Annotated in this window: 23 protein-coding genes and 4 pseudogenes; 8 read left to right on the plus strand and 19 right to left on the minus strand. The window is 68.9% G+C overall.

Going from position 1 to position 26,175, the window contains the following annotated elements:
• Window positions 1-206: 206 nt before the first annotated feature.
• Window positions 207-1,446: pseudogene (locus tag ACFPIH_RS48330) on the minus strand (IS110 family RNA-guided transposase).
• A gap of 162 nt (window positions 1,447-1,608) precedes the next feature.
• Here ACFPIH_RS48330 and ACFPIH_RS48335 point away from each other — a divergent pair.
• Window positions 1,609-3,014 (plus strand): annotated as a pseudogene (locus ACFPIH_RS48335) (transposase); the annotation flags it as partial.
• A 47-nt stretch (window positions 3,015-3,061) separates the two neighbouring features.
• Here the strand turns inward: ACFPIH_RS48335 and ACFPIH_RS48340 are convergent.
• Window positions 3,062-3,820, minus strand: a complete 759-nt coding sequence (locus ACFPIH_RS48340; RefSeq protein ID WP_381185277.1) for an SDR family NAD(P)-dependent oxidoreductase — start codon at window positions 3,818-3,820, stop codon at window positions 3,062-3,064.
• Window positions 3,821-3,969: 149 nt separating this feature from the next.
• Here ACFPIH_RS48340 and ACFPIH_RS48345 point away from each other — a divergent pair, with 149 nt between their 5' ends.
• From ACFPIH_RS48345 to ACFPIH_RS48360, 4 genes and pseudogenes are all read left to right on the plus strand, one after another.
• On the plus strand, window positions 3,970-4,623 hold the full coding sequence (locus tag ACFPIH_RS48345) for a TetR/AcrR family transcriptional regulator (RefSeq protein ID WP_381185280.1): 654 nt from the start codon (window positions 3,970-3,972) through the stop codon (window positions 4,621-4,623).
• 400 nt (window positions 4,624-5,023) lie between these two features.
• Window positions 5,024-5,755, plus strand: a complete 732-nt coding sequence (locus ACFPIH_RS48350) for a serine integrase family protein (RefSeq protein WP_381185283.1) — start codon at window positions 5,024-5,026, stop codon at window positions 5,753-5,755.
• Window positions 5,756-5,782: 27 nt separating this feature from the next.
• Window positions 5,783-5,914 (plus strand): annotated as a pseudogene (locus ACFPIH_RS48355) (IS5/IS1182 family transposase); the annotation flags it as partial.
• A 33-nt stretch (window positions 5,915-5,947) separates the two neighbouring features.
• A complete protein-coding gene (locus ACFPIH_RS48360) occupies window positions 5,948-6,289 on the plus strand; it encodes a hypothetical protein (RefSeq protein WP_381185286.1) in 342 nt (113 codons plus the stop codon).
• A 285-nt stretch (window positions 6,290-6,574) separates the two neighbouring features.
• Here the strand turns inward: ACFPIH_RS48360 and ACFPIH_RS48365 are convergent, their stop codons facing one another.
• Genes ACFPIH_RS48365 through ACFPIH_RS48380 form a run of 4 tightly spaced genes read right to left on the minus strand, consistent with a single transcriptional unit; the run spans window position 6,575 to window position 10,663 of the window.
• Complete coding sequence (locus ACFPIH_RS48365) at window positions 6,575-7,225, minus strand: GTP-binding protein (RefSeq protein ID WP_381185289.1); 651 nt, start codon at window positions 7,223-7,225, stop codon at window positions 6,575-6,577.
• Window positions 7,173-7,619 (minus strand): DUF742 domain-containing protein, encoded by a 447-nt coding sequence (locus ACFPIH_RS48370; protein WP_381185292.1) that lies wholly within the window; start codon window positions 7,617-7,619, stop codon window positions 7,173-7,175. Before ACFPIH_RS48370 ends, ACFPIH_RS48365 begins: the two co-directional genes overlap by 53 nt.
• A 49-nt stretch (window positions 7,620-7,668) precedes the next feature.
• Window positions 7,669-8,145, minus strand: coding sequence for a roadblock/LC7 domain-containing protein (locus ACFPIH_RS48375; protein WP_381185295.1), 477 nt, complete (start codon window positions 8,143-8,145; stop codon window positions 7,669-7,671).
• Window positions 8,126-10,663, minus strand: a complete 2,538-nt coding sequence (locus tag ACFPIH_RS48380; protein ID WP_381185296.1) for an ATP-binding protein — start codon at window positions 10,661-10,663, stop codon at window positions 8,126-8,128. Before ACFPIH_RS48380 ends, ACFPIH_RS48375 begins: the two co-directional genes overlap by 20 nt.
• A gap of 525 nt (window positions 10,664-11,188) precedes the next feature.
• Here ACFPIH_RS48380 and ACFPIH_RS48385 point away from each other — a divergent pair.
• The gene (locus tag ACFPIH_RS48385) at window positions 11,189-12,343 is read left to right on the plus strand and encodes a substrate-binding domain-containing protein (protein WP_381185299.1); all 1,155 of its coding nucleotides are present in this window, start codon (window positions 11,189-11,191) and stop codon (window positions 12,341-12,343) included.
• 406 nt (window positions 12,344-12,749) lie between these two features.
• Here ACFPIH_RS48385 and ACFPIH_RS48390 read toward each other — a convergent pair whose 3' ends face one another.
• Together ACFPIH_RS48390 and ACFPIH_RS48395 are read right to left on the minus strand one after the other, a co-directional pair.
• Entirely contained in the window at window positions 12,750-12,875 is a 126-nt protein-coding gene (locus ACFPIH_RS48390; RefSeq protein WP_381185302.1) for a hypothetical protein, read from the minus strand.
• The gene (locus ACFPIH_RS48395; RefSeq protein ID WP_381185304.1) at window positions 12,872-13,348 is read right to left on the minus strand and encodes a hypothetical protein; all 477 of its coding nucleotides are present in this window, start codon (window positions 13,346-13,348) and stop codon (window positions 12,872-12,874) included. The genes ACFPIH_RS48390 and ACFPIH_RS48395 overlap by 4 nt, the downstream gene beginning before the upstream one ends.
• A gap of 195 nt (window positions 13,349-13,543) precedes the next feature.
• Between ACFPIH_RS48395 and ACFPIH_RS48400 the strand changes: the two are divergent.
• Window positions 13,544-13,782, plus strand: a pseudogene (locus ACFPIH_RS48400) (NF041680 family putative transposase); the annotation flags it as partial.
• A gap of 13 nt (window positions 13,783-13,795) precedes the next feature.
• Here ACFPIH_RS48400 and ACFPIH_RS48405 read toward each other — a convergent pair.
• The 10 genes from ACFPIH_RS48405 to ACFPIH_RS48450 form a co-directional block, all read right to left on the minus strand.
• Window positions 13,796-14,575, minus strand: coding sequence for a GntR family transcriptional regulator (locus ACFPIH_RS48405; protein ID WP_381185307.1), 780 nt, complete (start codon window positions 14,573-14,575; stop codon window positions 13,796-13,798).
• Window positions 14,576-14,697: 122 nt separating this feature from the next.
• Window positions 14,698-15,672 (minus strand): SIS domain-containing protein, encoded by a 975-nt coding sequence (locus ACFPIH_RS48410; RefSeq protein WP_381185311.1) that lies wholly within the window; start codon window positions 15,670-15,672, stop codon window positions 14,698-14,700.
• Between the two features lie 4 nt (window positions 15,673-15,676).
• Complete coding sequence (locus ACFPIH_RS48415) at window positions 15,677-16,573, minus strand: PfkB family carbohydrate kinase (protein WP_381185313.1); 897 nt, start codon at window positions 16,571-16,573, stop codon at window positions 15,677-15,679.
• Window positions 16,570-17,022 carry a secondary thiamine-phosphate synthase enzyme YjbQ gene (locus tag ACFPIH_RS48420; protein WP_381185316.1) on the minus strand — a complete coding sequence of 151 codons (453 nt, stop codon included), beginning with the start codon at window positions 17,020-17,022 and terminating at the stop codon, window positions 16,570-16,572. Before ACFPIH_RS48420 ends, ACFPIH_RS48415 begins: the two co-directional genes overlap by 4 nt.
• A gap of 17 nt (window positions 17,023-17,039) precedes the next feature.
• Window positions 17,040-19,190, minus strand: coding sequence for an ADP-ribosylglycohydrolase family protein (locus ACFPIH_RS48425; protein ID WP_381185319.1), 2,151 nt, complete (start codon window positions 19,188-19,190; stop codon window positions 17,040-17,042).
• A gap of 1 nt (window position 19,191) precedes the next feature.
• Window positions 19,192-20,061: a carbohydrate ABC transporter permease gene (locus ACFPIH_RS48430; RefSeq protein WP_381185321.1), complete on the minus strand. Its 870-nt coding sequence runs from the start codon at window positions 20,059-20,061 to the stop codon at window positions 19,192-19,194.
• A gap of 11 nt (window positions 20,062-20,072) precedes the next feature.
• The gene (locus ACFPIH_RS48435) at window positions 20,073-21,002 is read right to left on the minus strand and encodes a carbohydrate ABC transporter permease (protein WP_381185324.1); all 930 of its coding nucleotides are present in this window, start codon (window positions 21,000-21,002) and stop codon (window positions 20,073-20,075) included.
• A 79-nt stretch (window positions 21,003-21,081) separates the two neighbouring features.
• Window positions 21,082-22,440 carry an ABC transporter substrate-binding protein gene (locus tag ACFPIH_RS48440; protein WP_381185327.1) on the minus strand — a complete coding sequence of 453 codons (1,359 nt, stop codon included), beginning with the start codon at window positions 22,438-22,440 and terminating at the stop codon, window positions 21,082-21,084.
• Window positions 22,441-22,555: 115 nt separating this feature from the next.
• Complete coding sequence (locus tag ACFPIH_RS48445; protein WP_381185330.1) at window positions 22,556-22,783, minus strand: hypothetical protein; 228 nt, start codon at window positions 22,781-22,783, stop codon at window positions 22,556-22,558.
• Window positions 22,784-23,290: 507 nt separating this feature from the next.
• Window positions 23,291-24,211 (minus strand): carbohydrate kinase family protein, encoded by a 921-nt coding sequence (locus tag ACFPIH_RS48450; protein ID WP_381185332.1) that lies wholly within the window; start codon window positions 24,209-24,211, stop codon window positions 23,291-23,293.
• A 92-nt stretch (window positions 24,212-24,303) separates the two neighbouring features.
• Here ACFPIH_RS48450 and ACFPIH_RS48455 point away from each other — a divergent pair, with 92 nt between their 5' ends.
• Window positions 24,304-25,260, plus strand: a complete 957-nt coding sequence (locus ACFPIH_RS48455; protein WP_381185335.1) for a nucleoside hydrolase — start codon at window positions 24,304-24,306, stop codon at window positions 25,258-25,260.
• Between the two features lie 39 nt (window positions 25,261-25,299).
• Here the strand turns inward: ACFPIH_RS48455 and ACFPIH_RS48460 are convergent, their stop codons facing one another.
• On the minus strand, window positions 25,300-26,169 hold the full coding sequence (locus ACFPIH_RS48460) for a phosphotransferase family protein (RefSeq protein WP_381185338.1): 870 nt from the start codon (window positions 26,167-26,169) through the stop codon (window positions 25,300-25,302).
• Between the last annotated feature and the right edge of the window lie 6 nt (window positions 26,170-26,175).

Raw genomic sequence — 26,175 nt, forward strand, 5'->3', positions numbered from 1 at the left:
CTATAACCGCCGCCGCCTCCGCAAGCACAAGATCTTCGGCTACCTCACCCCAGCCGAGACCAGGCAGCGGCATCAACACACCCTTGCGGCATAACCCTCACGTGTCCAAGATCACGGGGAAACTTCAATGTTGGCGGAGGAACTGCCCCGTCCTGACGCTCGAGCGAGGCTTCGGCAGGCTGCCGGACTCGTGTGAGTTCCCGTGTTCAGGCCGCTTCCGCGACCGTGGGTGGTGATGCAGGGAAGGCGACGGCCTCGTCGAAGAGCTGTCCGTGCTGGAGGCAGTGGTAGAGCTGGCCGATCATGCGGTTGAAGAGGTTGCGCTGGGCTGCGGCGTGCCAGTCGCCGTGATCGTCACGGCGGCGCCGGTAGTGGGTTTTGGCACCGGGTGAGGCGGTGATGGCGGAGAAGCCCAGAGGTAGCCGGCGTGATTGAGCCGGTCGTTCTTCACCCACCGGCGGGTGATGCACGACTTCTTCCCGGAGGCCCTGGTGATAGGCGAGACACCGGCGTACGCCTTGAGGCCGCGGGCGTCGGTGAAGCGGGTTCGGTCGTCTCCGATCTCGGCGAGCACCCGGGCGCCGAGCTGGATGCCGAGTCCGGGGTAGCTGAGGATGATCTCAGCGTCCGGGTGCTGAGGGAAAGCCTCTTCGACCGCCTCGGACAAGTCGTCGGCAGCGGTGCAGGCGGCCTCCAGCTGGACCAGGAGGGCGAGCGTCTGCTTGCCGAGCGCATCCTCCACCAGCGGTGGCTGGTGGGCCCAGTCGGCACGGAAGACGTCCCGGAGCCGCTCGGCTTCAGCTTCGATGCCGCGCTTGCGGCCAGCCCGTTTCAGGGCGGCCTGCAGCTGGGTGCGGGTCAGCCGCGTGGCCCGGGCCGGTGTGGGCGCGAGCTTGGGCAGTTCGTGGGCCTCGGGGCGGCAGAGACCATTCTTCCAGCGCTCGAAGGCCGCCAGAGCAGCTGGGTAGTACTCGCGCAACAGGGATCGGAGCTGGTTGGAGATCTGCTGCCGGTTCCAGGTCGCGTCCTGCTGGGCGCCCGGGCCAGGACGGCGACGGCGCGGGCCAGATGGGAGTCGTTGGGCAACGCCCGGTGGGCGTGCACGTCGGTCCGCAGCACGTTGGCGAGGACCAGGGCGTCGCCCGGGTCGGACTTCTTGCGTGAGACGGAGGTCCGGTCGCGGTAACGGGCGGCGGCCATCGGGTTGATCGCGAATACCCGCCGCCTGCCGGTCCGAAGCACCGCCACCAGCAGGCCGCGGGACGTCTCGACTACGACCGGGATCGGGTCTTCCTCGGTGTCGCCGTCCTCGGCAAGCAGGTCGAGCAGGACCTTGTAGCCGGCCGCATCATCGGTGATGTGACGCTTGGCCAGTAACTGGCCGCTGTCGTCGGCCAGGGCGACGTCGTGTGTGCGTTCCGCCCAGTCAATGCCGCAGTAGATCAAGATGATCCTCCCCTTGTTGCTGTTTGCGCTGGTCACGAGCTCATGCGGAGTCACGCAGCGACCAAATCCCAGGACTCGGCCATGTTGGCCAGTCCGCCACCGCAGTAGCTGTTCGTGGCACCAGCTCATCCCACGGGCCTCGGTCTAGTCGAGGTGCAGGACAACGGGCGGGCGAAGCTGAACGTCGACAAGCTCGGCGCCCTGGGTGAACCGAAGTCCCTGGCCTCGCTGCGCAAGCGGGTCGAGAAGATGCTCCCGAAGATCGACCTGCCGGACCTGCTGTTCGAGGTGCACTCCTGGACCGGCTTCCTCGACGCCTTCGTCCACCTCGGCGACGGCACCACCCGCATGAAGGACCTGGCCACCTCCCTCGTCGCCCTGCTCGTGTCGGAGGCGTGCAACATCGGCCTGACCCCGGTGGTGAACCCGGCGCACGAGGCCCTCACCCGGGCCCGACTCGTCCACGTCGACCAGTACTACCTGCGCGCCGACATCACCGCGGCAAACGCGAAGCTGATCGAGGCCCAAGCCCAGGTGCCCATCGTGCAGTTCTGGGGCAACGGACTACTCGCCTCGTTCGACGGACTGCGGTTCGTCGTCCCCGTGCGCACGATCAGCTCGGCGCCGTCACCGAAGTACTTCGGCTTCAAGCGCGGTATCACCTGGCTCAATGCCGTCAACGACCAGGTCGCGGGCATCGGGCAGATGGTCGTGCCCGGCACCCCGCGCGACTCCCTGCACATCCTGGACGCGCTGCTGAACCTCAACGGCGGAGTCAAGCCCGAGGTGGTGGCGACCGACAACGCCTCCTGCTCCGAGCTGGTGTTCGGCCTGTTCAAGATCCTCGGCTACAACTTCAGCCCGCGGTTCCGTGACCTGGACGACCAGAGGTTCTGGTGCGCGACCATGCCCGGGGTGGAGACCGGAATGTACGGAGCGCTGGAGGACCTGGCCCGTAACCGGGTCAACCTGAACAAGGTGATCACGCACTGGCCGGACATGCTGAAGGTCGCCGGCTCCCTGGTCACCAACCAGGTCCGTGCCTGCGACTCCGTGCCTACGACCTGCTGCGGATGTTCGGCCGCGAGGGACGCCCCACCCCGCTGGGGCAGGCGTTCGCCGAATACGGGCGCATCGCCAAGACCGAACACCTGCTCCGCGTGGCCGACCCGGTCGACGACACCTACCGTCGGCAAATGAACCGCCGGCTCACCGTGCAGGAGTCCCGCCACAAGCTCGCCCGCGATGTGTGCCACGGCAAGCGCGGCACCATCCACCAGGCGTACCGCGACGGCATGGGGGACCAGCTCGGCGCGCTCGGTCTGGTCCTCAACGCCATCGTGCTCTGGACGACGCGCTACATCGACGCCGCCGTCGCCCAGCTCCAGGCCGAGGGCCACGAACTCCGCGAGGAGGACATCGCCCGGCTCTCCCCGCTCAAGCACCGCAACCTGAACCTGCTCGGCCGCTACAGCTTCACCGCCTCGACCCCCGCCGCCGGCGTCCTGCGCCCGCTTCGGGACCCTGATGCGCCGGAGCTGGACGAGGACGAGACCGGCTGGGAGTGAGTCGGGGCCGTCGCTGCCTGCGTCTCTACAGGGCGTCGCCCGGTCGCTCACAGGAGGGCGCCGCCGGAGACCTCAATGCGCTGGGCGGTGACCCAGCGCAGGCCCTCGGAGGCCAGCGTGGCGATGGCGTCGCCGATCTCCTCAGGTTCGCCGACGCGGCCGAGCGCGGTCTGTCCGGCCAGAACCTGGCGCATCTCGGCATCGTCCCGCATCGCTCCACCGTTGAAATCGGTGGCGGTCGGTCCCGGAGCGATGGAGTTGACCCGGATTCCGCGCGGGCCGAGTTCTGCGGCGAGGGTGCGGCTCAAGGCTTCGACGGCGGCCTTCGAGGCGGAGTAGACCGAGGTGGCGGGGCTGGTGTGGCGGGTCAGTGACGTCGAGACGTTGATGACGCGGCCGCCTCGGGCCAGCAGCGGCACAAGTGACTGGATGAGGAAGAACGTGCCCCGGACGTTGGTGCCCATCACCGTGTCGAAGTCGTCGATCGTGACGTCCTCCAGCGGTCCGAAGATCCCCACTCCCGCGTTGTTGACCAGGATGTCGAGCCGCGAAGTACCCCAGCGCTCCAGCTGCTCGCTCAGTTCGGAGGTGAAGGACGCGAAGGAGGAGACGTCGCTGATGTCGAGCCGGAGAACAGCGGCAGTCCCACCCACCGCCTGCACCTGTTCCACCGTCTTCTCGGCCCCGGCCGCATCACCGCGGTGGGTGACCAGGACCCGCACCCCGCGTGTGGCCAGAGCGATGGCCACGCCACGTCCGAGGCCGCGATTCGCACCGGTCACCAAAGCGATCTTATCGATCGTCATGAACTGTTCCTCCACCGCGCGGCTACCGGAATTCACCCGGCGCCACAGATAGGAGGCGAGTCACTCGACTCGCCTTGCTCTCGTAACCGTAAGCAGGACTGCCGATGCGAGTCAAGTGACTCGCCTCGGGTCTGAGGCATACTGTCCGCATGGCAGCAGAACTCTCCGCGCACCACCGCAGACTCGCTCAGCAGAAACGCGAGGCGATCACCACCGCAGCCACAGAACTGTTTTTGGATCGTGGCTACGACGGCACCTCACTAGCCCGGATCGCCGAAGCGGCCGGGGTCTCGAAGTCCACCCTGTTCAAGCGGTTCCCCACCAAGGCGGCCCTCTTCGAGGCCATCGTCACCGAGTCCTGGCAGCGTGACGCCGGCGACGCTGCCGCGCGGCCACAGACCGGAGATCTGCGCTCCGGACTGACAACCGTCGGCCACCGCTACGCCGACCTGGTCGGCCAGCCCGGCATGACAGCCCTGTTCCGGATCGTCATCGCCGAACTGCCTCGTTTCCCCGAACTGGGACGGATGCAGTTCCAGCTCGGCAAACTGCCCTACTTCACCTCCGTTCAGCGCTACTTGGAATCCGAGCACGAGGCGGGCAACGCTGATGTCCCGGACGCGGCGAGCGCCGCGAACCAGTTCCTCGGCATGATCGCCAACTACGTCCTGTGGCCCCGCATGCTGCTGACCGACTGGAACCCCGCGGCCTCCGACATCCACGACGCCGTCGAACAGGCAGTCCAGACCATGCTCGCCAGATACACCCCGACCCGCCGGCCTGACCCGAAGCCGGAACGTTGACACTGGCGCGCAATGCCCAACATTCGCGACGCCTCCACTCGGCGGCGCGTGTCGGTAAGCGATCGTTTGCCGACAGGTGGCCGACGCGTCCAATGAACCCGTGCAATCCGGGGGTTCGCGGCGGCTCGAATCCAATCAGATCCGATGGTGATTGCTGACAGGGTTTGACGACAGGCAAGGTCCGATCCTCCGTATGGAAAGCTCCCGCAGTGGCGAACCTGGTCTACAAGCCGGTCTCGACCGACCAGCAGTCGACCGCCCGGCAGAACCTCGTCCTGGACGAGGCCGGGATCGAGGACCCGGTCGTCTTCGAGGAGGACCCGGGCACTCCAGCCGCCTCCACCCGCTCCAGCGGCCGAAGTTCCGCGAACTGCTCACCTACGCGAGGCCGGGCGACACCGTGCACATCTCCGAGATGTTCCGCCTCGTACGAGGCACAGGGCACATCCTCGACGTGCTCGACGTCCTCCACCGCGAGCTGGTGGCCCTGCGCATCCACGACGGCGCGTTCTCCGCGATGGACCTCACCGCCCGCCACCCGCGCACCGGCGAGCTGCTGTCCACCGTGAAGTTCATGGTGCAGACTCTCGCCGCCGCCGGCGAACTCCAGCGCGACCTCCAGCGGGAACTGACCTACGACGGACTGCGCGCCACCGAGGCCAAGGGCAGCAAGGGCGGACGCCGCCCTGCCGTGGCGGCCGACCAGACCGGCGTCGTGCGCACCGCCTACCTGGAAGGCTGCTCCATCGCCGCCCTCGCCCGCGACCACGGCGTCAGCCGCGGCGCGATCCGCACGGCCGTCGCCGACCTTCTGCCCAATCACACCGACGTCGAGGAGGACATCCCCGCCCCGGAGTTGCTGGTCACCCTCGACACGCCGGGCAAGGTCGCCGACTTCCTTCGCTCGGCCGACCTGGAGCCTGCCGAGCGGGCCGCGCTCGACGAGGGGGCGACCGTACGGCGAGGCCAGGGCTACACCCTGCGCGTCACCGCCATCCCCGCCGTGCACCGTCAGCTCCTCGACCGCTGCCAGCCGCTCGACGGCGGCCAGGGTGTCCCGGCTGTTCCGGCCCTATCGGTACAGCCGTTGGCGCTGAGAACGATCATGGTCCGATCGGCGCGAGCGTGCTGACGCGGTGGCTTCCGCCGTCGGCTGTTCCGCGCACTCGGCGAACAGGCCGTGGCCACCCTCAAGTCCTGGCGCCTGCTGCGGAAGCTCCGCTGTGGCACCACCGGCATCACAGACCTCGTCAAGGCCGTCCTCACCCTGGAGCTGACCGCCTCAACCTGAGGAGGAAGCCTCACTGCCTCCTATACTCCTGGCGTGTTTGATACCTCGAACCTCTTCCACGTTTCGTCCGTGCTCAATCGGCAGTCGATCGCACAGCACGGCCTGGATTGGACCCGGATGGGCGCCGCACGGGGAATCGCCGGCAGCCGCCGCCCTGAGGTGGAGGGGATCTTCGTCTGTCGGGGCGAGGAGACAGCAGAGTTCTTCCTTCAGATCAACAACACCGGTGGGCCGGTTGATCTCTGGTCCGTGGACGGCATCGATGAGGGGTTGCTCCTCGCCAACGGCAACGGATTCGTCTACCTGCCCGGCCGCATACCAGCCGCGCGAGTCCGCCTCGTGCGATCAGACGTTCCTCCGCAGCTTGGTTTTTGACTTCGCGCGGAGGTACGGCTGGGGGCAGGCCCACGCGGAATCTGGCTGCGAGCTCGGCGAAGGTGTGGTTGCAGCCCAGGTGGGCCAGGGTCGTCAGCGCCTGGCGGCTGCAGGTCAGCCGCCGCGGGGTGCCGATCTGTCGTCGCGGAGCGGCCAACCCCCGCCGCAGCATCCGCGGCGCGGAAGTGGACAGATGCAGCCGGGATGGGGGGCGATGACTCGGGGCTCTGGGCGGAGAAGGCTGCTGTTAGCCGACAACCCATCTACCTGGGCTTCGTTGTTCCGTCACCGCAACCCCTCGATCTCACAGCCAGGTTGGAAGGGACTCACCCTGGCGGATTCCGCGCGCAGCACGGCGACTTCCAGTGCGACGAGTAGGGCGTCGCGGACCGAGCCGGTCTTGCGTGCGTCGAAGACGATCAGCGGTACGTCCTCGGCGATGTCCAGTGCCCAGCGCACCTCCTCGAGGTCGTGCTCGACTGCTCCGTCGAAAGCGTTGACGGCGACTACGAAGGGGACGTTCCTGCTCTCGAAGTAGTCCACCGCCGCGTAGCAGTCGTCCAGTCGGCGGGTGTCCACGATCACCAGGCTGCCGAGGGCGCCCTCCACCAGGTCGTCCCACATGAAGCCGAAGCGGTCCTGGCCCGGGGTGCCGAACAGGTACAGCTTCAGTGTCGGGTCGATGGTGACGCAGCCGAAGTCCATGGCGACCGTGGTGGTGGTCTTGTCCGGAGTGTGGGTGAGGTCGTCCACTCCTGCCGCGACCTCGGTGATCGCGGCCTCCGTGGTCAGCGGGCGTATCTCGGATATCGAGCCCACGGTCGTGGTCTTGCCCACGCCGAATCCGCCCGCGACGATCATCTTGGCGGGTGTCGGGGGACGTTCAGCTGGTGTCACGGAGTCTGTTCCGTGAGTCAGGGACGGCACGGAGACCATCGATAACCCTTCGCAGTATGGAGAGATCCTGGGCGATGCCGACGCTCGGCCGGTGGATCGTCAGATGCCCGGCGGCGCGCAGGTCCTCGGCCAGCACACGCACCACGTTGAGGTGCAGTCGCAGCCTGGCGGCCAGTTCCGCGACCGACTGCGGCTGTCGGCAGGCCGCGACGATGTCCTGGTGTTCGAAGGTGAGTGAGTGAAGGGACAGCAGCCCGGCCGAGGTCGACACGATCTGCGTCTCCACCGGCATCGGTGGCACGGTGCTGCCCGCCGACACGCGGCCGGTGGTCAGCAGGAACGGCCGGATCGCGGGGGCACGACGGACCGGCTCCGGTTCCGGTGAGCCCTCGGCGTCGCCCGCCGCCTCGTGGGGTGGTCCTACGACGGCCATCACGATCCCTTCACGATGTTCCTGTACCCGTGCGCCGGTCCCTGGGCGGTCAGTGGGCCGGCGCGGTGCCGACACTGTTCTTCAGCTCCAGCACCAGTTGTGGGGTGAGCGCTGCCCCGGCGCGTCTGGCGAAGAGGGTCATCTCGTAGGCGATGTTGCCCAGCTTCGCGTCCGCGGAGGTCACCACTCCGAGGACGGCGCCGGAGCCGATGGCCGACACCAGCACATGGCCGTGTTCCAGGTCGACGATGACCTTGTTGAGGACGCCGAGACCGTAGTTGCCGGAGGCGCCGGCGGCGAGACTTGTCAGACCGGCCACGATCGCGGCGAGCCGTTCGGAGTCGGATTGGTCGCGCAACTGGGAGACGGCGATCAGCAGGCCGTCGGACGACACCGCGATGGCGTCGACCACGCCGGCGGTGTCTGTGGCGAACCGCTCGAGCAGCCAGGTGAAATCGGCTGCGGCGGCGCGCAGGTCGGTCGGTTCCGGCTGCTCGGAGGTGCTGTCAGCTGTCGACGTGGCCACTGCCCGACTCCTTCTGGGGTTCCTGGTACTGAGATGACGACGGCTCGGTCGGAGTGTGGTCGCTGTCCCACTCCGCCCGGCGTACGGCGGCTTCGAACTCGTCGAGTTCCGAGCGGACGGCCTCGGCGTCCACGGGCCGGCGCACGCGGGCGTCGGCGTCGAGGTGGCGTTCACCCGAGGGGCTGCGGTCGGGCGCCGAAGCGGTCCGGGCGAGTGCCTCTCCGCGCACCCGCCGGCGCAGCGGCCGGGGGGTACGTGGGGATGACGGTTCGTGCGGGGCGACGGTTCGCTCCGCGCCGTTCTGCGCGACGGTCCGGTCCGCGGTGGCCGGTTCGGCGCCGGGGGCCGGGACACGCCGGGGGAGCGCACCGTGTGGTGTCGGAGCCCCGGGGCGCTGTGGGGGGACGGCGGAGGCAGGGGTCGGCAGGGGGGACGGTGCCGGTGCGGCGGTCTCCTTCCCGGTCCTCGCAGGCAACGGGGTCACGTTCGCCGTCGGTACCGTGGGCACGGGCTGCGGGAGGCCTGCGGGATGCGTGGTCGGCAGGAGCGCGGCGGGGATCCAGACGGTGGCGGTGACCCCTCCGCCCGGTGTGCGGCTCAGTGCCACCCGTACATCCCAGCGGCGGGCGATGCTGCCGACGACGAAGAGGCCGAGCACCGCGGTGGGTACGAGGTCGAGCCGCTCCCGGCGGATCAGCCGGGCGTTCTCCTCGGCGAGGCGCTCGGCGTTCATGCCGAGCCCGTGGTCGATTATCTCGATCAGCGTCCCGCCGTCCTCGGCGACATCGGTGCCGGGGCGGGCCACCACCTCGACCGAGGTGTGGGAGGGGGAGAATACGACCGCGTTCTCCAGCAGTTCGGCGAACATCAGGGTCAGATCGCCGATGAAGTCGGGCGCGACGCCGACCTCCGTCTCGGAGCGCAGGGAGATCCGTTCGTACCCCTCGATCTGGGCGAGTGACGCCCGGATGACGTTGGCCAGCGGCATCGGACGGGACTCGGCGCCGCTCTCGCGGATCCCGGCGAGCAGCATCAGGCTGTCGGCGTTGCGCTGGAGGCGTACGGCGATGTGGTCGATGCGGTACAGCTGTTCGAGGAGTTCGAGGTCGGTCTCCTCGCGTTCCATCGAGTCGATCAGATAGAGCTGACGTGTCGTCAAGTTGCTGACTCTGCGGCCGACGTTGCCGAACATCTCGGCCACGTTGCGGCGGCTGTGCACCTGCCGTTCCAGCAACTGCACGGCGGTGACCTGCACCTGGTTGAACACCTCGGCCAGTTCGCCGATCTCGTCACGCACCGGCACGGGAATCGGCCGCGGCCGCAGGGTTGTGGTGTCGTCGGAATCGTCGTCCGCGACCCGGGCGAGTTCCTCGCCCGCCACGTCGACCACCTCCTGGGCGGCGCCGGTCAGGGCCACCAAAGGACGGACGACCGAGCGGCGGACCAGGACGCAGAAGGCCAGCCAGGCGACAAAGCCCAGAAGGGCCAGGCCGAGCAGGTACAGCGCGTTCCGCAGGGCGCCTGCGGAGTCGGTGTCGGCCTGGGCGGCGGTCTGCTCGATCAGTGACCGGGTGATGCCGAGCCGGGTCTCGGACTGCCGGGTTCCGTCGGTGATCGCCTTGCGCAGCTGGGCCGGAGTCTTGTCCTGCAGGGCGCCGGGATCGATCTGCAGCTGCGCGAACTGGGCCTCGATGCCGTACTGTTCGGCTCCGCGCTCGATGCCGTCCATGCGCAGCACCTGCGCAGGTGTGGCGATCCGCTGGAACCGGGTGGCCTGGTTGTCGTAGATCGCGTGGGCGTCGACCGCGCGGCTGTACTCGGTGAGGGCGTTGGCGTCACGGGTCTGTGCGGAGAACACCGCGCTCTCGAAGGCCGCGTGGGCGGCGTCGGCCCGCAGCACCGTGTCGAGAAGGGTCGTGACCGAGGACGACGAGGTACCGGAGTAGCGCTCCAGACCGATGCCGTCGATCAGGTAGTCGACGGCGGAGGCGTACGCGGGGTCGATGTCGGCGGCGGGAACGTAGCCCCGCTCGAGCTTCTCCCGTAGGACACCGAGGCGGCGGATGTAGTCCAGTGCCTGGGTCTCCTCGTACGGCAGGCTCCGGGAGAACGCCGAACGCACGGTGACGACCTGTGCGTCGGTGCTGCGCTGTGCCTGGCGGTAGCCGAGGGTCGGTGGCATCGGGGTGCCGGGGCGGGCCGCGTCGTACTGCACGGAGAGCAGGAGCGCCTGCCGGTGTTCGGCCTGTACCTCGTTGATGAGGTTCGCGACCTGTTCGCTGTCGCGCACCAGGTCCGCCGCCCGGCCCGCGTCGCGAGCGTGCTGGGCCTGGCCGTAGACGCCGACGCCGAGGAGCACGCCGACGACCGCGATGGGCGCGATCACCAGGACGTTGAGTTTGCGTCGGAACGGCCACCGGTCGAGGACGGTCGCTGCCGTCCGACGGAACCCTGGACTGCGGCCGGCATCCCCCCGGGGCTCGGGGGCGAGCTGCGGGTTCCCTCTGTTCGCGGACACCCGGGCCTCCTTCGACATGTTGCTGAGCGGTGGTGGCAGCGGCGTGGGGATCGCCGGTGGCTGGCTGCGGGCGTGACACTTTCGCGGCGTTCGCCGCTGAGAGGAGCGATGCGATCACGCCAAGTGGCTGGAACTGGCTGCGTGAGCCTACTGCGTGCACAGCGGCCTGACAGGTTACGGATCATCAAAAGATGATTACGAAACCCTTACGACAGATATACGCAGCGTGGTGCTTCGTCCGTTGAGGCACCCGGGGTGCCGCACACGGTCGGCCGATGTACTGTGCGCGGCGGGGGAATTGACGCGAACCGACCGGTTCCGCATGATCCTAGGCATCGAGCGTGCTGACGCCCCACCGTGCGAACCACCGCTCGGGGCATCCCCGCCTGCCCGTTGTGCCCGTGGGCCTCTCCTCCCGAGGTGAAGCGGGTCCTCCCGGTGGTGACCGCGCGCCGCAGCCGCCGAACCGTGAAGCTCCTCCTGCCCACCCAGTCCTGCCTGCCCTCTTGCCTCGTTGGAGACCCCGTGCACCCCACCCGCAAGGCGGCCCTGACGGCCACCGCCTTCCTGGCCACCATCACCCTCGTCACCGGCTGCGAGAGTGGTTCCACAAGCACCGACTCCGTCGCTGCGTCCCCTGGTGGCTCTTCCAGACCGGGCTGTCCCACCGTCTTCGCCAAGGCCGAGAGGGCTGTCAAGGCGGCGGAGGACATCAATGCCCCGTGGTCCGGACCGGCCGGCGGACCCGGGGCAGTTCCGGACCGGACCATCGCCTACATCGCCCAGACACTGACCAATCCCGGCGTCGAGGGCGTCGCCAAGGGCGTCCAGGAAGCAGCCGACGTCATCGGCTGGCGCGTCCGCACCATCAACGGCCAGGGCACGCCCTCCGGACTCAAGGCCGCCTTCGACGAGGCCCTCGCCCTCAGACCCGACGGCATAGTCGTCGGCGGCTTCGATCCCACGTCCACCGCCGAACAGGTCGAGCAGGCGGACGCGGCCGGCATCCCGCTGATCGGCTGGCACGCCGTCGCCACCCCCGGCCCCAGCGAGAACCCGAAAATGTTCAGCAACATCACCACAAGGGTCGAGGACGTGGCGAAGCTCAGCGCCGACTGGATCATCGCGCGCTCGGGCGGCCGCGCGGGCGTTGTGCTGTTCACGGACGCCTCGATCCCCTTCGCCAAGCACAAGTCCGATCTGATCAAGAGGGAACTCGCCACCTGCTCCGACGTCAGGCTGCTGAGCTACGAGAACATACCGATTCCCCAGGCCAACAGCCGCACCGTCGGCAGGGTCTCCGCCCTGGCCGCCCGCTTCGGCGACAAGTGGACCTACTCCGCCGCCATCAACGACCTCTACTTCGACTACGCCGGATCCGCCCTGCGCGCGGCCGGTAAGCCGGGCGCGGGCGCCCCGTTCAACATCGGGGCCGGCGACGGCGACCCGTCGGCCTTCCAGCGCATCAACGCCAAGGAGTTCCAGGCCGCCACCGTGCCCGAACCGCTGTCCGAACAGGGCTGGCAGATCATCGACGAGTTCAACCGCGCCTTCGCGGGCAAGCCGTCCAGCGGATATGTCGCCCCCGTCCACATCACCACCGCGGCCAACAGTGGCGGCGCGCTGTCCTGGGACTCCGAGGGCTACCGCGAGGCCTACCGCAAGATCTGGAACAAGTAGCCACGCAGCGGACCCTCAATCGGCTGGGCCCGCTCACCGCTGTGCCCCGCCGCGGCGAAAATACGGTCAGAGTGTCGCGTATGCCACGTGACGGACACGCGTGGGTCAGCCAAGGGACGCGGCCAGTGTTGCCGCAGCCGGCTCTCCGCCGACCAGGGCCCGCACCCGGCTGGCAGTCTGGCCTGTCCGGACTCGCGCTTCAGTGACTTGCGGTGCGTTGAGCCGGTCGTACTGCCGTTTCACGGGGCTTGTCTGTGGCCGTTTCCCTGTGGTGTGGTCAGGGTTCCGTTCACGGCTGTGAGTTGGGGACGATCGTCCACGTGAAGTCCTTGAGTGGTATGCGCTCTGACTGCCGAATGCTCCGCAGGTGACGTCATGTGGTGGCCGGTGGCCACCACATGACGTGTCACGGCTCTTCGCTGCCGAGGGCCTCGGTGAGGATGCGCCCGATACGTAGAGCCGCCAGTGAGTCGCGGGCGATGACGAGCCCGTCGAGGCGGGGCTGACCGTTGGTGATCGCCTCACAGATCATCTCGTCATGCCGTGCCTGCTCGCCACCAGGGCGATTGCGCTGTCCAGCACATGCCCGGAACAGTGGATGGCTGCGGGGACGGCGTGCTCGAGCACAGCCGCGATAACGGCCGGGGTCATCCGGGTCGCAGGAACGAAGTCGATGTCCCTGTATCCGGCGCTGCGCAGAAGCCCTTCAAGGTGATCAAGGGTGTCGGGCAGGAGAACACTGCCGGGTCTCGCGTCGGGCACTGCGGGGACACCGGCCATCTCTTGGTAAGTCGGTGGGCCAGGGAGTGGCTCGCCAGCAGCGCCGAGTCCTTCGTGACGGTAGATGCGGCGCAGGTCACCAGTGGGCGAGATGGAAGCGCACGGCCGTTTGGTCAGGATCTGTTCTCCGGCCAGACGGGTGCGCTCGTCGAGGTCTCCCTTCGCGCGGACTGCCACGGCGGGGATGCCGGCCGTGTTGACGATGTCGGCGAGAGCAGCCTCCACCTTGCCGACGAGACGAGACGAGACGAGACGAGACGAGACGAGATGGGGCAGGAGCTGGGCTGTGAAATTCTCCCAGTACTGCTCTTGCCCGTGTGGCCGCTCGGGCTGGGAGGGAGGCCGGAGGCAATGAGTAGGTTGCGGACGCGGTCGGCTGCGTCAGCAGGATCGTCTGGCAATGCATTGTCGACGTCCTGCCCCCTCGCCGTGGACCTCCGTCGGCCGTGGGAGAAATCCACCGCCTCCGACCGACTCACCCCAGCCCGGGTCCGCCGGGGGTTCAGGTACATCCGCGCTCGCCCCGCCTGCCCGACCCATGTTCCGGACGGCCACCTGGCTCCAAGAACAAACGCCGGGCACCCCGCTACGACGTCGGCAAGACCGTCAAACGCCCCGAGACCCTCAAGGCCATCGGTAGACCTGGCAGGTCCTGGTAGAGAAAGAATCAGCTCAGACGGTGTAGTGGAAGCGCACTCTGCTCCCGATCCACACGGTCCGGGTCGTGTCCAGCAGACGGCCGTCGTCGAGACGGGCCACCGACCACACCACGAACAGCGGCGCGTCGAGAGTGGTGTTCAGCAGGCGGGCCTCGTGGGAATTGGCCGCGCCGACTTCGAGGTAGTGGTTGGTGTCGGAGGGAACGAGTTCAAAGGTCTCGCGAAGGGTCTGGGACAGGGAGCCGTCGATGAGGACCTGATCGGACAACCCGGGTGCGACGGACTGGGGGACCCATGAGTCCGTGAGGCCGATGGCGCGGTCGTTGACCACATGCAGCCGTTTGAGGTGGAGCCGCTTGGCGGAGGCTTCCTCCGGGGTGATGAGCTTGATCAGCTCATGGGGTTCGGGCTCGGCGGGCTCGTCGGTGAGGTGGATGGACTTCGCGCTCTGGCCCGCGGCGTGAAAGCGGTCCCGCCACGGCGTGGTGAGCGCGAAGTCGTGCTGGACCGGTTCGGGAATGTCGGCGACGAAGGTTCCGGCGCCCTGCCTGCGCTCGACGTAACCGTCCGCGGACAGGGCGCCGAGCGCCTGACGGATGGTGATGCGGCTGACACCGTAGAGATCGGAAAGCTCACGCTCGGTCGGCAGTTGGTAGCCCGTCGGGAGTTCCTGGTCGATCTGCCGGCGCAGATCGCGCTGCACCTGCGCCCATGCGGGCATGGGTGACCTGCGATCCACCGGGTGCACGGACATGCGGCCCCGGCCGGTCCTCGCGCCATCGACGACGGACACGGACAAACTCCCCTCACCTTTCGCGCGCCGCCGATCCACGCCGCACAATTGGTCTTAATCTTATCACCTATCGTGTGCGGCTCACGGAAGCGGCAGGTCGCGTGAAGGTATCGGCGCGCGTGTCAGGAGTCGAGCTTGATGTGCCGCGCGTCCATGTTGACCGCTCCGCCCCGGAACGGCGGACGGCCCCACCGCAGCGCCGTGCCGTGAGCGAACCAGGCACCAGCCACCGCCGTGGCGATGTCACGCAGAATGCCGGCGTCCCGTACATCAGGGTCGGTCAGATCGCGAGCATCGATCTGGCGGACGGTCTGGCCGGTGGTACGCAGAGCCTCGGCCAGCCGGTCGAATCGCGCTCGGCCGTGCGGGCCCATGAGCTGGAGGGTGAGGTGCTGTTCGGGGCCGATGAAGTAGTCGACGTGCCCACTCTCCTCCAGGGGCACGTTGCGCACGGCGAGTCCGCAGGCCTCGATCAGCTTCAGGACCCAGAAGTCGGCTCCGCTGCACAGTTCCGGAAGGGACAGGACCGACACGGCGTTCGGCGCGGTCTCGGGCAGAGCGCGCAGCTGTGCGTCGACCGTCGCGCGGACGCGGTCCAGGCTCTTCGCGAGGGCACGGTTGAAGGGCGAGGTGTCGACTCCGCATACGGCGGCCACCCCCTGGGCGAGCATGACGTGTCCGGCGCAGGGGACGAGTTCCGCCACCCGCAGCGTGGGCACCGACTGGACCTCGTCGGCGCTGTCCGCCAGCGGTGAGGCGGCCTGTGAGGTGATGGCGACGGTCTTCAGTCCGGCGGTCCGCGCCATACGCAGGGCTCTGACGGTGGCACCGGAGGTTCCGGAGTGCGAGATACCCACAAGGGTGTCGCAGGCAGCGGGCAGGGTCTCGCTCCAGGCGACGTCGCCCGCCGACAGGGCACGGTGGCCGAAGCCGGTGGCGATCAGGCCGGAAGCCAGGGAGTCCCCCGAGCCGACGAAAACCGCGCGTCCCAGGTCCGGGACGCCGACGGCAGTCACCGGGGACGTGGCGAGCAGCGCTGCGCGCAACGCTCGGACTGCCGAGTCGGGGGCGGGTGCGGGGGCGGGTGCGGCGGACATGGATCTAGTTCTCCTTGCGGGTGGTGATGTCCGGGAAGGGACGTGAGATGGGGGTTCCCGCGGCGAGCGCCGCGTGGCCCCAGCCTGCGAGGGCGGTGCGGGCGACGCTCGTGCCGAACATGGCGGCCTCGACCGGGTCGGCGCCGGCGGCGAGGGCGGCCACGACAGCGGCCGCACTGGCGTCTCCCGCCCCGGTTGTCTCGACGACGGTGACCGCGCGGTCGCGTACCGACCAGATGCCGTCGGCCGTGACGACGTAGCTGCCCTCGGCGTCGAGGCGAGCGATCACCGGCAGGCCGAGACCGTACGCCAGCGACCGGGCGGCGCGGCGCGGGTCGCCGTCCAGCAGGTTCAGCTGGACCCGGCTCGGGAGCAGTACGGTCGCCGCCGAGACCACCCGGCGCAGATACCGCAGGCCTTGCTCGGCGACCAGCGTCTGGTGCGGGTCGAGGCCGACCCGGGTACCCGGGGCCGCGGCGGGCCGCTCGGTGGGGGACGACGCCACCAGCCCGTCGAGTCCGTCCGGGAACCCGGCCGCCGGGGCGGGAATCGCGTCCTCCTTCAACTCGGGCCGGTGACCTTCCCGTTCGAGTTCAGTACCCGCTGTCGTGTCCTGGCTGACGATGCGGCGTCCGCGGGCCGAGTTCAGGATCCACAGCCTCGGCACGGTGGCCACCTGACGGCAGTGCCGCCGGTCGACGCCGGACTCGTCGAAGATCCGCGCGAACCTGGGGTCGTCCTCGGGCAGCGGGCAGCTCACGCGGACCTCCGTGCCGGTGACGAGCCGTGCGCCGAGTGCCGCGAACAACGCCGGCCCGCCGGGACACGAGAAGTGCGCCCCGGCCGGCTCGCTGACCAGGTGATCGACCGACAGGCCCGCGTGGACGCCGACCAGCGTCACTGGGAGAACCGCGAGAAGGCGTACTGGATCGTGCGGTCGCGCGGCCCGTCCATCTCCAGGAGGTAGACGCCCTGGCTGTGGCCGATGCCCAGCTCCCCGTCGACGACCGGCAGGGTCAGTGACTGGGCTCCGAACACACACCGTACGTGCGCCGCCGCGTCCTGCGGTCCGTCGTGCAGATGGACGAAGGGGCGGTTCACGGGTATCTGCCCCTCGATGAACAGCCGGATGTCGTGAAGCGTGGTGCCGTCCACCCCTGAGTTGAGGATCAGTGTGCAGGTGGTGTGCGGGAGATAGACCGTGAGTGTCCCGTCGCCCAGCTGCGGCGGGACGGCGTCCCTGAGCCGCGGAGTGAGATCGGTGAAACCGACGGGAGCGGCGAAGCCGTCGGCGGGCTTGGTGTTGACGCTGAAGCGCAGCCACTTGCCGATCGTGGGGGGAGTACTCATGGGTGTGCCTTTCGTGTTCAGGTGCTGGGGTGTGCGCCCTGCCGTGCCGCCCGGGGCACGGCGAGTCGTGAAATGCGTACGCCGTCGGCCGCGACGGCGCCGCGCTCGACGATGAAGCCGCTGCCGCCGCCGAGGGTGTCGGCGGCAGTACCGGTGAGCCGGGTTCTGCCGTCGACGGACAGCGCGAGGTCCCTGCCACGACAGCGCAGTTCCACCGCGTACGGGCGGTCGCGCTCGTACGGGAACGGGGTCTCCGCCAGGATGTGACGTTCGCCGTCGTGCTGGTGGAGCAGGCGCAGACGGTCTCCGCCGGTGAACACCCCCGCGTAGAAGCGGCGGTGGCCCCTGCTGCGGGCCACCAGGCCGGCGGTCTCGTGCAGGGAGAGGGTGAGCCGGCTCGCGACGGCGTAGTCGGTCCACTCCCGGGTACCGGTGGTGACCACGCCGAGGGCGTCCGGGTGGGAGACGGAGTAGGTGACGGCGAAGTCGGCCTCGAAGTTCTTCGCCGAGCTCACCCAGGGCGCGAGGGCCGGGGGCCTGGTGTCCCAGATGGAGGAGAGCAGGACGCCGCTCTGCTCGAAGTGCTCCGGCGCGCCGCGCCAGTCCAGTTCGTGCAGGGTCGCCCCCGTCTCGATGTCTGCGACGGCGGCATCGGTGGTGAACGCGAACCCGACCCGGAAGGGGACCGGGCCGCCGAGGGGCGGAACCTGCCAGCGGAGCATTCGAGGGGCGGGGCCGAGGAGGTGTGCCTCGCCGAGAACCGTCGCGGCCCCTCCCGCGTCGGCGTACAGGACGTAGGGGCGGACGCTCGTGCCCTCGTGGGTGGCGGACAGCCGGGCGGTCAGCGTCTGGCCGGGGTAGAGCGTGGGGCTGGCGAGGGTGGAGAAGTTGCCGCTGGTCTCGGCGGGATCGAGGAAAGTGGGTGTGGACACGTGCCGTGTCACCGCTTCGGCGGAGGCGGAACCGCCGAGCCTGACGCGCAGACCGTTGCCGGTCCCGTGGACCTCGGCGCCCGGGTGGTACGGGCAGCCGGTGAAACCCTGGACCGAGCCGCGGTGGGCGAAGGTGAAGCGAGGCAGGGGCGGCGGTGGTTCGCTCCCGGCGAGGGCGGCGGCGGAGGCGACGATCCGGTCGGCCTCGCGGGTGGCGTCGCTGACGCACTCCCCTCCGTCGGCGGTGACGACGAGCAGCCGGTCGGCCACCGGGGTTCTGAGGTCGGGGCCTTCGCCGAGGGCGTCGAGGCCGAGGCGTACACCGTTGAGACAGCCTACGGTCCCGGCGTTGCTGTCGGTGTCGAAGCCGACGGACGACGCGATCATCACCGAGGCCGGGAAACTGTCGGCGGCGCCGAGGAGCGCGCCGAGCGACATCGCCAGGTTGGACAGCGCATGGCAGGGTCCGGGGTAGCGGGCGTAGCCGTAGTGCCGGTCGACCCAGCCGCGGATGTCGCGCCAGTCGCGGTCGGCGGAGCAGTGGGCGCGGACATCGTCCAGCAGGGTGCGGACGGCCGGGGAGCGTACGTAGGCGGTTCCTGCGTCGAGGAGGCGGTCCAGGTCGGGTTCGTCGAAGGCGAGGGCGCGCATGGCGGCGAGCAGTCCGGCCGACTCCAGGGCATCGCCGTCGTGGCTGACGGCCGCCGCGGCCCTGGTGAGGCCGACGGCGCGGTCGGGGTCGCCCGGGCACATCAGGCCGAAGGCGTCGCTGAAGATCTGCGCGCCGATCTGCTCGGCGAGGGTGCGGCCGTTGACGTCGATGGATCCGCTGCGCGGTGCCGGTATGCCGCGGCGCAGGTTGAGGTAGGCGGTGTGCTCGGTGGACCGTCCCATGCCGCCCCACCACAGGATGGTGCGGTCCTCGATGATGTAGTTGAGCCAGGTGTCACCGACGTCGGCCGGTTCGATCAGCCGGCCCGGGTTGTCGAGGACGACGCGGGCGAAGGCGAGGGTGCCGGAGATGTCGTCGTCGGCGACGATCAGCGGGACGCCGAGGTCGTCGTTGACGTACCGGCTCACCTCTCCGAACCGGTCGGTGATGTCCTCGTAGGGCCAGCCCTCGACGGGCCGTCCGAGATAGACGCCGATGACCTTGCCGAGGACTCCTGCGTACACCTGCTCGGCGTACCGCTTGTGCTGGGCAACAGGGGTGTGCGGTACGGGATGTGTCGTCATGTCAGCCTTTGACCGCGCCGCCGGCCATGCCGTCCACGACGTAGCGCTGGAGGGCGATGAAGACGCCGAGGACCGGGAGGATGAGGATGAGGGCGCCTGCCATCATGGCGCCCAGCTGGGTGGAGAAGGTGCCGTTCATCGACAGGAAGCCCAGGGTGACGGTCTGCTCGGACGGGTCGTGCAGGAAGGTCGAGGAGATGAGGAAGTCGTTCCATGCGCTGAGGCCGACGATGACTCCCACGGTGATCAGGCCGGGCCGTACGACAGGCAGCAGGACCCGATGGATCAGCTGGAGGACGTTGGCGCCGTCGATCCGTGCGGCCTCCTCGAGTTCCTTGGGGACGTTGAGGAAGAAGGTACGCATCAGGAAGGTCGCGAACGGCATGTTGATCGCGGCGAGGATCACGCCGACCACGAAGACGTTGTCGAGCAGGCCCAGGGCTGCGACCCCGGCGTACAGGGGGAAGATGAACAGCTGGATCGGCACCGTCATGGCCATGGTCAGGTAGACCATCACGGCGGGCCACATGCGGATCCTCTGTCCGGCCAGGACGTACCCGGCCAGGGACGAGCAGAGCAGTACGACGACGACCGTGGTCCCGGTGAGCAGCACGCTGTTGAGGAATCCGCTGCCGAACGCGCCGTACTCCCAGGCGGTCGTGAAGTTCGAGGGGCTGAGCGACTTCGGGAGCGCGAAGGGGCTGCCGGTGACGCCGGCGTTGGACTTGAAGCTGTTGAGCAGGACCAGCAGGAGGGGGGCGAGGGCGGTGGCGGCGAACACCAGGAGCACGACGTGCGCCAGGACGCCCCTGGAACGGTTGTCCATGCCGTGCTTCTTCATGCCGTGCTTCTTCATGCTGTGTGGCTTCATGCTGTGTGGCTTCATGAGGTGAGTTGCCTCCGGCTCATCCACGTGTAGACGCACGAGGCGATCAGTCCGAAGAAGCTCATGATGATCCCCACGGCGGCCGCCTTGCCGAACTGGAACGCCGAGAACGCGAAGGCGTAGGCGTAGGTGCCCATCACCTCGCTGCCGTGCGCGGGGCCACCCTGCGTGAGCAGGTAGACGTAGTCGAAGGCGAGGAAGGAGAAGATGACCGTCATCACGCCCATGAGCAGCAGCGTGGGGCGGATGCTCGGGAGGTAGACGTGCCGGAAGACCTGCCAGGAGCCGGCTCCGTCGACGACCGCCGCCTCCACCTGCTCGAGCGGTGTCTGTCTCATGGCACCGAGGTAGACGACGGTGAGGAAGCCCCAGTAGTGCCACATGTCGACGGCGGCGGCCGCGTAGAGCGCGCCGTGCACGCTGGAGAGCGGTGAGCTGATGTGCAGGGCCCCGATGACCCCGCCGTTGGGGTTGTAGACGATGTTCAGCCACACCATCGCGTTGACCGCGGGTGCCAGGACGTACGGCATGAGGAAGACGACCTGGTAGAAGGTGCGAGTCCGGCGTCTGTGGAGCAGGAGCCCCGCGGTGAGCAGGCCGATGGCGGCGGGGACGGTGAGGAAGAGGGCGAGCCATTTGACGTTGTTGCCCAGGGCGGTGGCGAAGACGGGATCGGCCAGGATGTCGCTGAAGTTGTGCAGGCCGACGTAGTTCGCGTGGAAGCCGACGCCGGTCCAGTCGGTGAAGGCGGCCATCGCGGTCAGGACGCCGGGTACGACGACGACCAGCACTGACAGGAGCAGGGCCGGCGCGACGAGCAGATGGTTGACCAGGGACCGGCGCCGCTGGTGGGCGCGCCGGGCCCGGTGGTCCGGCGCGGTGGGCCGGCCTTCCCGGCGGGGCGCCAGTGTTGCCGAAGCTGTCATGCTCGCATCCTCCGAGCGTCGGACGCCGCGCTGTGCGGCCGCGGCATCCGACGGGTCTGGGGTCGGTGGGGCCGTACCGTCACCCGGCGGGCTCGGGCACCGGGGGCACCAGACCCTTGGCCTTCTCGGCGGCGAACGTCGTCTGGATCTTGTCCAGGAAATCGGTCGCGCTCTCGGTGCCGAGCCAGACCCCGTCGATGTCGGTGAAGGCGGTGGCGGTGGCGGGCGGGAAGAAGGTGCCGGCGAAGAAGCCGTAGTTGCCCTTGCCGACCGTGGCGACCGTGTCCTTGACCGACTGGACGTACGCCTTGGACAGACCGGTGTAGGAGGCGGGGTCGAGGTCGAAGTTCTTCAGCGGGACGCCCCAGTATCCGGGCCAGGACCTGTTCATCTGCTGGGCGAACTTCTCGCTCATCATGTAGTCGATCACCTCGGCGGCCCCGTCCTTGTTCGCGGAGTGGGCGTTGATCGACAGCGAGGCGGTGGTGCCCAGGGTCCCGCTGGGTGAGGGCAGGCCCGGGGTGATGTTGGGGAAGGGCGCGAACCCGAGGTCCGAGGTGTTCCCGGTGGCGTCGTTGAAGGAGTCACTGGCGAACTGGAAGGCCAGGGTGGGACCGAAGAAGAAGGGCGACTTGCCCTTCGCAAGGAGCTGCATGGACTCCGCGAAGTTCAGGTTCGCGTAGTCCTTCCCGCCGAGGTAGCCCTTCTTGTAGAAGGCGGCGGAGTCGTCGACGGCCTTGACGATCTTCGGGTCGGTCCACTTGATCTTGCCCTGCAGCGCGTCGTAGACGGCCTTGCCGCCCGCCACATGGGTCAGGAACATCGATATGTAGTTCTGGTTGACCGGCTTCCAGCCCTTGTTGCCGGTGACCGAGGGATACATGCCCGCCTTGGCGGCCTTGTCCATGACGGCGGTCAGTTCGGCGTAGGTGGCCGGCACCCCGACGCCCAGCTCGGCGAGGACCTTCTTGTTGTAGAAGACCCCGAGGTTGTTGATCGAGTTGGGCAGCGAGTAGAGCTTGCCGTGCACGGTCCCCGACTCGTACATCGGCGCCAGGATCCGGTCCTTCCACCCGTACTTCTTCGCGTACGGGGTCATGTCGGCCAGCTTGTCCTGGACGGCGTAGGCCGCCGAGAAGGCGGGCCCCGACCCGTAGACGATGTCGGGACCCTCGTTGGCGGACAGCGCCACCTGGACGTTCTTGTCGACGGCGTTGTTGAAGGTGACCTTGAGGTTGTACTTGCTCTGCGACTTGTCGAACCCGTCGACGAGCACCTGCTGCATGGTCTTCTGCTGCTGCGGCGACGAGCCCCAGAACCACAGCTGGAGGGTCTGACGACCACCGGAGGCCGAGGAGCCGCCGCCGGAACACGCGGAAAGCACGACCGCCATCGCCGCCAGGCCCGCGCCGAGCACTCGGATCCCTGATCTGCTCATGTACCAGCTCCTTTTGCTACCGCCCACCCGACCCTTGCGAGGGCCGCCAGGAGCACCGCAAACCTCATCGTCATTGGTACTGATCTCAGGACCATAGGACCATTGGTGGATGGTGTCAACGATTCTCGGCCACGGTTTCGAAGGACGCCGGCACCCGGTGGGCGCTACCGGACGCGGCCTTGGCGGCGTCGAGACGGGCGAGTTGGACCACTCCCCGCAATGCGACCTCGATGGCTGCCACATGACCGGCCCCGGCGACAAAGGGCCGGTTGGCAATGGCGTTGTCGGCGACGGAGCACACCGAGCCGCCGCGCCTGCCGAACAGCCCGGCGGACGTCACCACGGCTGCGGACTCCCGGTCCCCGTTGAGTACGCCGGCCCGGGCCCAGGTTTCGAGGATGTCCAGATGTCATGGCTGAAAGTAGCCACCCACTCCGGGCCGCCCGCAACATCGCGAGGGCGGATGCCGCGTCGTGGACATCCCCGAGTCACCGATCGGTACGGGCTCGTCGAGTCGCCGCGCGATCTGCTCGGCCGGATTCTCGGCGTAGGCGCAGAGCGGATCGCGCACGGTCACCAGGACATAGCGGGCCACGCGCCGCGGGTCGATGCCGGACAGCGTCGGCCTGCCGTCCTGGAGCAGCCCCCGGCGGCAGATGACCGGCGAAGCGGTAGTCGTCGTAGATCCGGGCGGGGTCCCAGCCCGGACCTGCGAAGCGGTAGTCGTCGTAGATCCGGGCGGGGTCCCAGCCCGGACCGCCGGCGTCGGCCATACCGGCCGGTGCCTGCGCCCTTGGTCGCGCCCGGCTCATTGGACGCACCTGCACCGTCGGCCCTGCCTGTTCCTTCGTCACGTGGTGATCGCGGTCACCGTCACTTGGTCGGCGGCGCGCCGGGTCTCGTCGCGCTCCCGGGGGCCGACGACCGGAGCGCCGTACTGGGCGATGACCCGGGAGGCGGCGGCCGCGGCCGCCCGCGCCGAGCCCGGGGCGTCGCCGGTCGACGCGTAGGCGGCCAGGAAGGCGCCCGAGTAGGCGTTTCCGCCGCCGGTCGGGTCGACCACCGGTCCGGGAGCCACCCCGATCCGCCAGGTCCTTCGGCCGTGCCGGACCAGCGACCCGGCGGCGCCGCACCGCAGGACCACCACGAGCCCGCCCCCGGGCAGCGCGGCCAGCGCGTCGCGCGCGTCCGGCTCACCGGTCAGGGCCGCCGCCTCCGCGACGTTGAGCGACAGTACGTCGACGAGCCCGGCCAGCTCCGTCACCCGGGCCCGGCCCGCAGGGGTGCAGGCATCGACGGCGATCTCCCACAGGACCGGGCCGCCCCACCGCGGGCGCAGCGCGGCGACCTCGTGCCAGTACCGGTCGTCGGCATCGTGGAAGAGATACGCCCCCGCCAGCTGCTCCGGCGCGACCGGCGACCGGCTGGGGAAGGGAGTGTGTGCCGCGAAGTGGGCGTCCCCGAGTACGGACTCCTCGATGCGTTCCCCGTCGTCGAGGTAGCGCACGCGGGTGACCGGGCTGTGCTCGCCGACCTCGAACAGTCCGACGGGGTCGACCTGGCGCCGTCGGAACCATGCGCTCAGCCGCCCCCGGTCCGCCGCGCCGACACCCGACACGATGGCCGTGCCCCACGGCGCCGACACCAGGCTCGCCCCGGCCGCGGCGTAGGCCCCGGCCCCGCCGACCTCACGGGCCGCCTGCCTGCCGTCCGCCGTGTACACCTCGTCGGTCACCACGTGGGAGAAGACCGCAACCAGCCCTTGGGACACCCTCGTTCCTCCGCGTGCTGACACCACCCGTTGATTCTTCTGGTTGTTATACCTACCATACCTTTTGCTGTACCGGTGCAAGAAAGGCACGCATGAAGAACCTTCTGATCGACACCGACCCAGGCATGGACGACGCTCTCGCGATCATCCTCGCGCTGAAGTCGCGCGAACTGCGGACCCGCGCGGTCACCGCCGCGACCGGCAACCTGACCTCGGACAGGACCGCCGCGAACGCACTGCGCGTCCTCGACCTGCTCGACCGCGGCGACATCCCGGTCGGCCAGGGCCCCCTGCTTCCGCTGGACGGCGACTACCCGGTGGACCCCTTCTCGCACGGCAGCGACGGCCTCGCCGAATCCCACTTCCCCGTCTCGACTCGCACCGTCGACCCTCGCCCGGCCCCGCAGCTGATCGTGGACACCGTCAACGCCCACGCCGGTGACATCTGCATCGCGGCACTCGCGCCGCTGACCAACATCGCCCTCGCCCTGGACATCGACCCGCACCTGCCCGAGAAGGTGACCGACCTGGTCATCATCGGGGGCTCCTACGGGCTCACCCCCTACGCCTGGTCCCAGGCCACCGGCGACAACGCGGTGAGCGAATGGAACATCTTCGTCGACCCCGAAGCGGCCCACCGGGTCTTCCGCGCCGGGTTCAATCTCGTGGCCGTCGGACTCGACATCGCCACCCACCCCCGCATCAACTTCCGCGACGGCGACCTCGACCGGCTGCGCCGCGCGCAGACCCCCGAAGCCGCTCTCGCCACCCGGGTTGTGGACTATGTCAAGGGACGGGGATACCAGTCGTACTGCTCGCTCATCGACAGCGTCGCCGTCGCCGCCCTCATCGACCCCACGCTCATCGAATGTGTCGAGGTCCGCTGCGACGTCGAACGCCGCGGCGAACTGACTCGTGGCATGACGGTCGTCGAACGGCGCGCGCACCACGGACGGGACGATCTGCCCGTCATCCGGACGGTGTCCGGACTCGACTTCGACCGCTTCCTCGACCTGGTGACCACCGTGCTCAGCGATCCACGCACCTGACAGATACGACGCCAGTACGGGCCGCCGGCAGGGTACAGATCAGGCCGTCATCCGCCGGATGTCGCCGGTGATGTCCTCCAACGGCGCCGTGTTGCCGATGGAGGCGAACCAGTCCCACAGTTCCAGAGCGTGGTAGAGGCGGTAGAGGCCGACCCGCTCGCGCCAGTCGGCGGGCAGCGTTCCGTAGCCGTCGCAGAGCGCTTCGCGCTTGTCCTGGTCGTCGTGGACGGAGTAGTAGTCGGTCTTGGCCACGTCCATCAGCGGATCCGCGGCAATCGCGTTCTCCACGTCGATGAAGCCGCTGACCTGCCATCCGCCGCCTTCCTCGGCGACCAGGACGTTGCCCTCGTGCAGGTCGTTGTGGCACAACACGGCATGCCGGCACGCGCCGAGCAGGTCAGCCTGCCGAGCGACCCTCGCTTCGATGGCCGTCGCCAGCTCCGCATCGCCCCCGTGATCGGCGTACTCCCTGAGCTTCTTGTCGAACTGCCGTGTCATGTAGGCGGTGTTCGTCGGCTCGGGATCCAGAACCCGCGTGGTGAGGTATCCGTAGGCGCCCTGCGGGATCTGGTGGATTGCAGCCATGCAGCCCCCGATCTGACGGTAGATCTCCCGCAGCGATGCCCTGTCGAGGGCGTGGCGGACGGCGGACAACGGCTGGCCCCTGAGCATCGTCATCACCGTGTAGCAGCGCCCGAGCGCGTTGTCGGCGTCCCCATGGTGCAGCACGGCAGGCACCGGCCCGACACCGTGCTGCTGAAGCAGCTGGTAGACCCAGATCTCCTTCTCCTGTTTCCAGCGCCACTGATCGTCATAGATCTTGATGACGACCGGCTCGGCCGTCCCGACGAACCGGATCTCGAATACCGTGCACAGCTCCCCGCCAGTACGCAGGAGTACCTCGGCCATCGCCGA

Source organism: Streptomyces vulcanius (assembly GCF_042653945.1).
GTDB classification, from domain to species: domain Bacteria; phylum Actinomycetota; class Actinomycetes; order Streptomycetales; family Streptomycetaceae; genus Streptomyces; species Streptomyces mangrovi.

Excerpts from the sequence above, each read along its gene's own strand:
- ACFPIH_RS48460 (WP_381185338.1), bottom strand. The coding sequence starts at position 26,169 with ATGGCCGAGGTACTCCTGCGTACTGGCGGGGAGCTGTGCACGGTATTC.
- ACFPIH_RS48370 (WP_381185292.1), bottom strand. The coding sequence starts at position 7,619 with ATGGCCGTCGTAGGACCACCCCACGAGGCGGCGGGCGACGCCGAGGGC.
- ACFPIH_RS48420 (WP_381185316.1), bottom strand. The coding sequence starts at position 17,022 with ATGAGTACTCCCCCCACGATCGGCAAGTGGCTGCGCTTCAGCGTCAAC.
- ACFPIH_RS48410 (WP_381185311.1), bottom strand. The coding sequence starts at position 15,672 with ATGTCCGCCGCACCCGCCCCCGCACCCGCCCCCGACTCGGCAGTCCGA.
- ACFPIH_RS48455 (WP_381185335.1), top strand. The coding sequence starts at position 24,304 with ATGAAGAACCTTCTGATCGACACCGACCCAGGCATGGACGACGCTCTC.
- ACFPIH_RS48425 (WP_381185319.1), bottom strand. The coding sequence starts at position 19,190 with ATGACGACACATCCCGTACCGCACACCCCTGTTGCCCAGCACAAGCGG.
- ACFPIH_RS48435 (WP_381185324.1), bottom strand. The coding sequence starts at position 21,002 with ATGACAGCTTCGGCAACACTGGCGCCCCGCCGGGAAGGCCGGCCCACC.
- ACFPIH_RS48340 (WP_381185277.1), bottom strand. The coding sequence starts at position 3,820 with ATGACGATCGATAAGATCGCTTTGGTGACCGGTGCGAATCGCGGCCTC.
- ACFPIH_RS48345 (WP_381185280.1), top strand. The coding sequence starts at position 3,970 with ATGGCAGCAGAACTCTCCGCGCACCACCGCAGACTCGCTCAGCAGAAA.
- ACFPIH_RS48390 (WP_381185302.1), bottom strand. The coding sequence starts at position 12,875 with ATGATCTGTGAGGCGATCACCAACGGTCAGCCCCGCCTCGACGGGCTC.
- ACFPIH_RS48440 (WP_381185327.1), bottom strand. The coding sequence starts at position 22,440 with ATGAGCAGATCAGGGATCCGAGTGCTCGGCGCGGGCCTGGCGGCGATG.
- ACFPIH_RS48365 (WP_381185289.1), bottom strand. The coding sequence starts at position 7,225 with ATGGTCTCCGTGCCGTCCCTGACTCACGGAACAGACTCCGTGACACCA.
- ACFPIH_RS48430 (WP_381185321.1), bottom strand. The coding sequence starts at position 20,061 with ATGAAGCCACACAGCATGAAGAAGCACGGCATGAAGAAGCACGGCATG.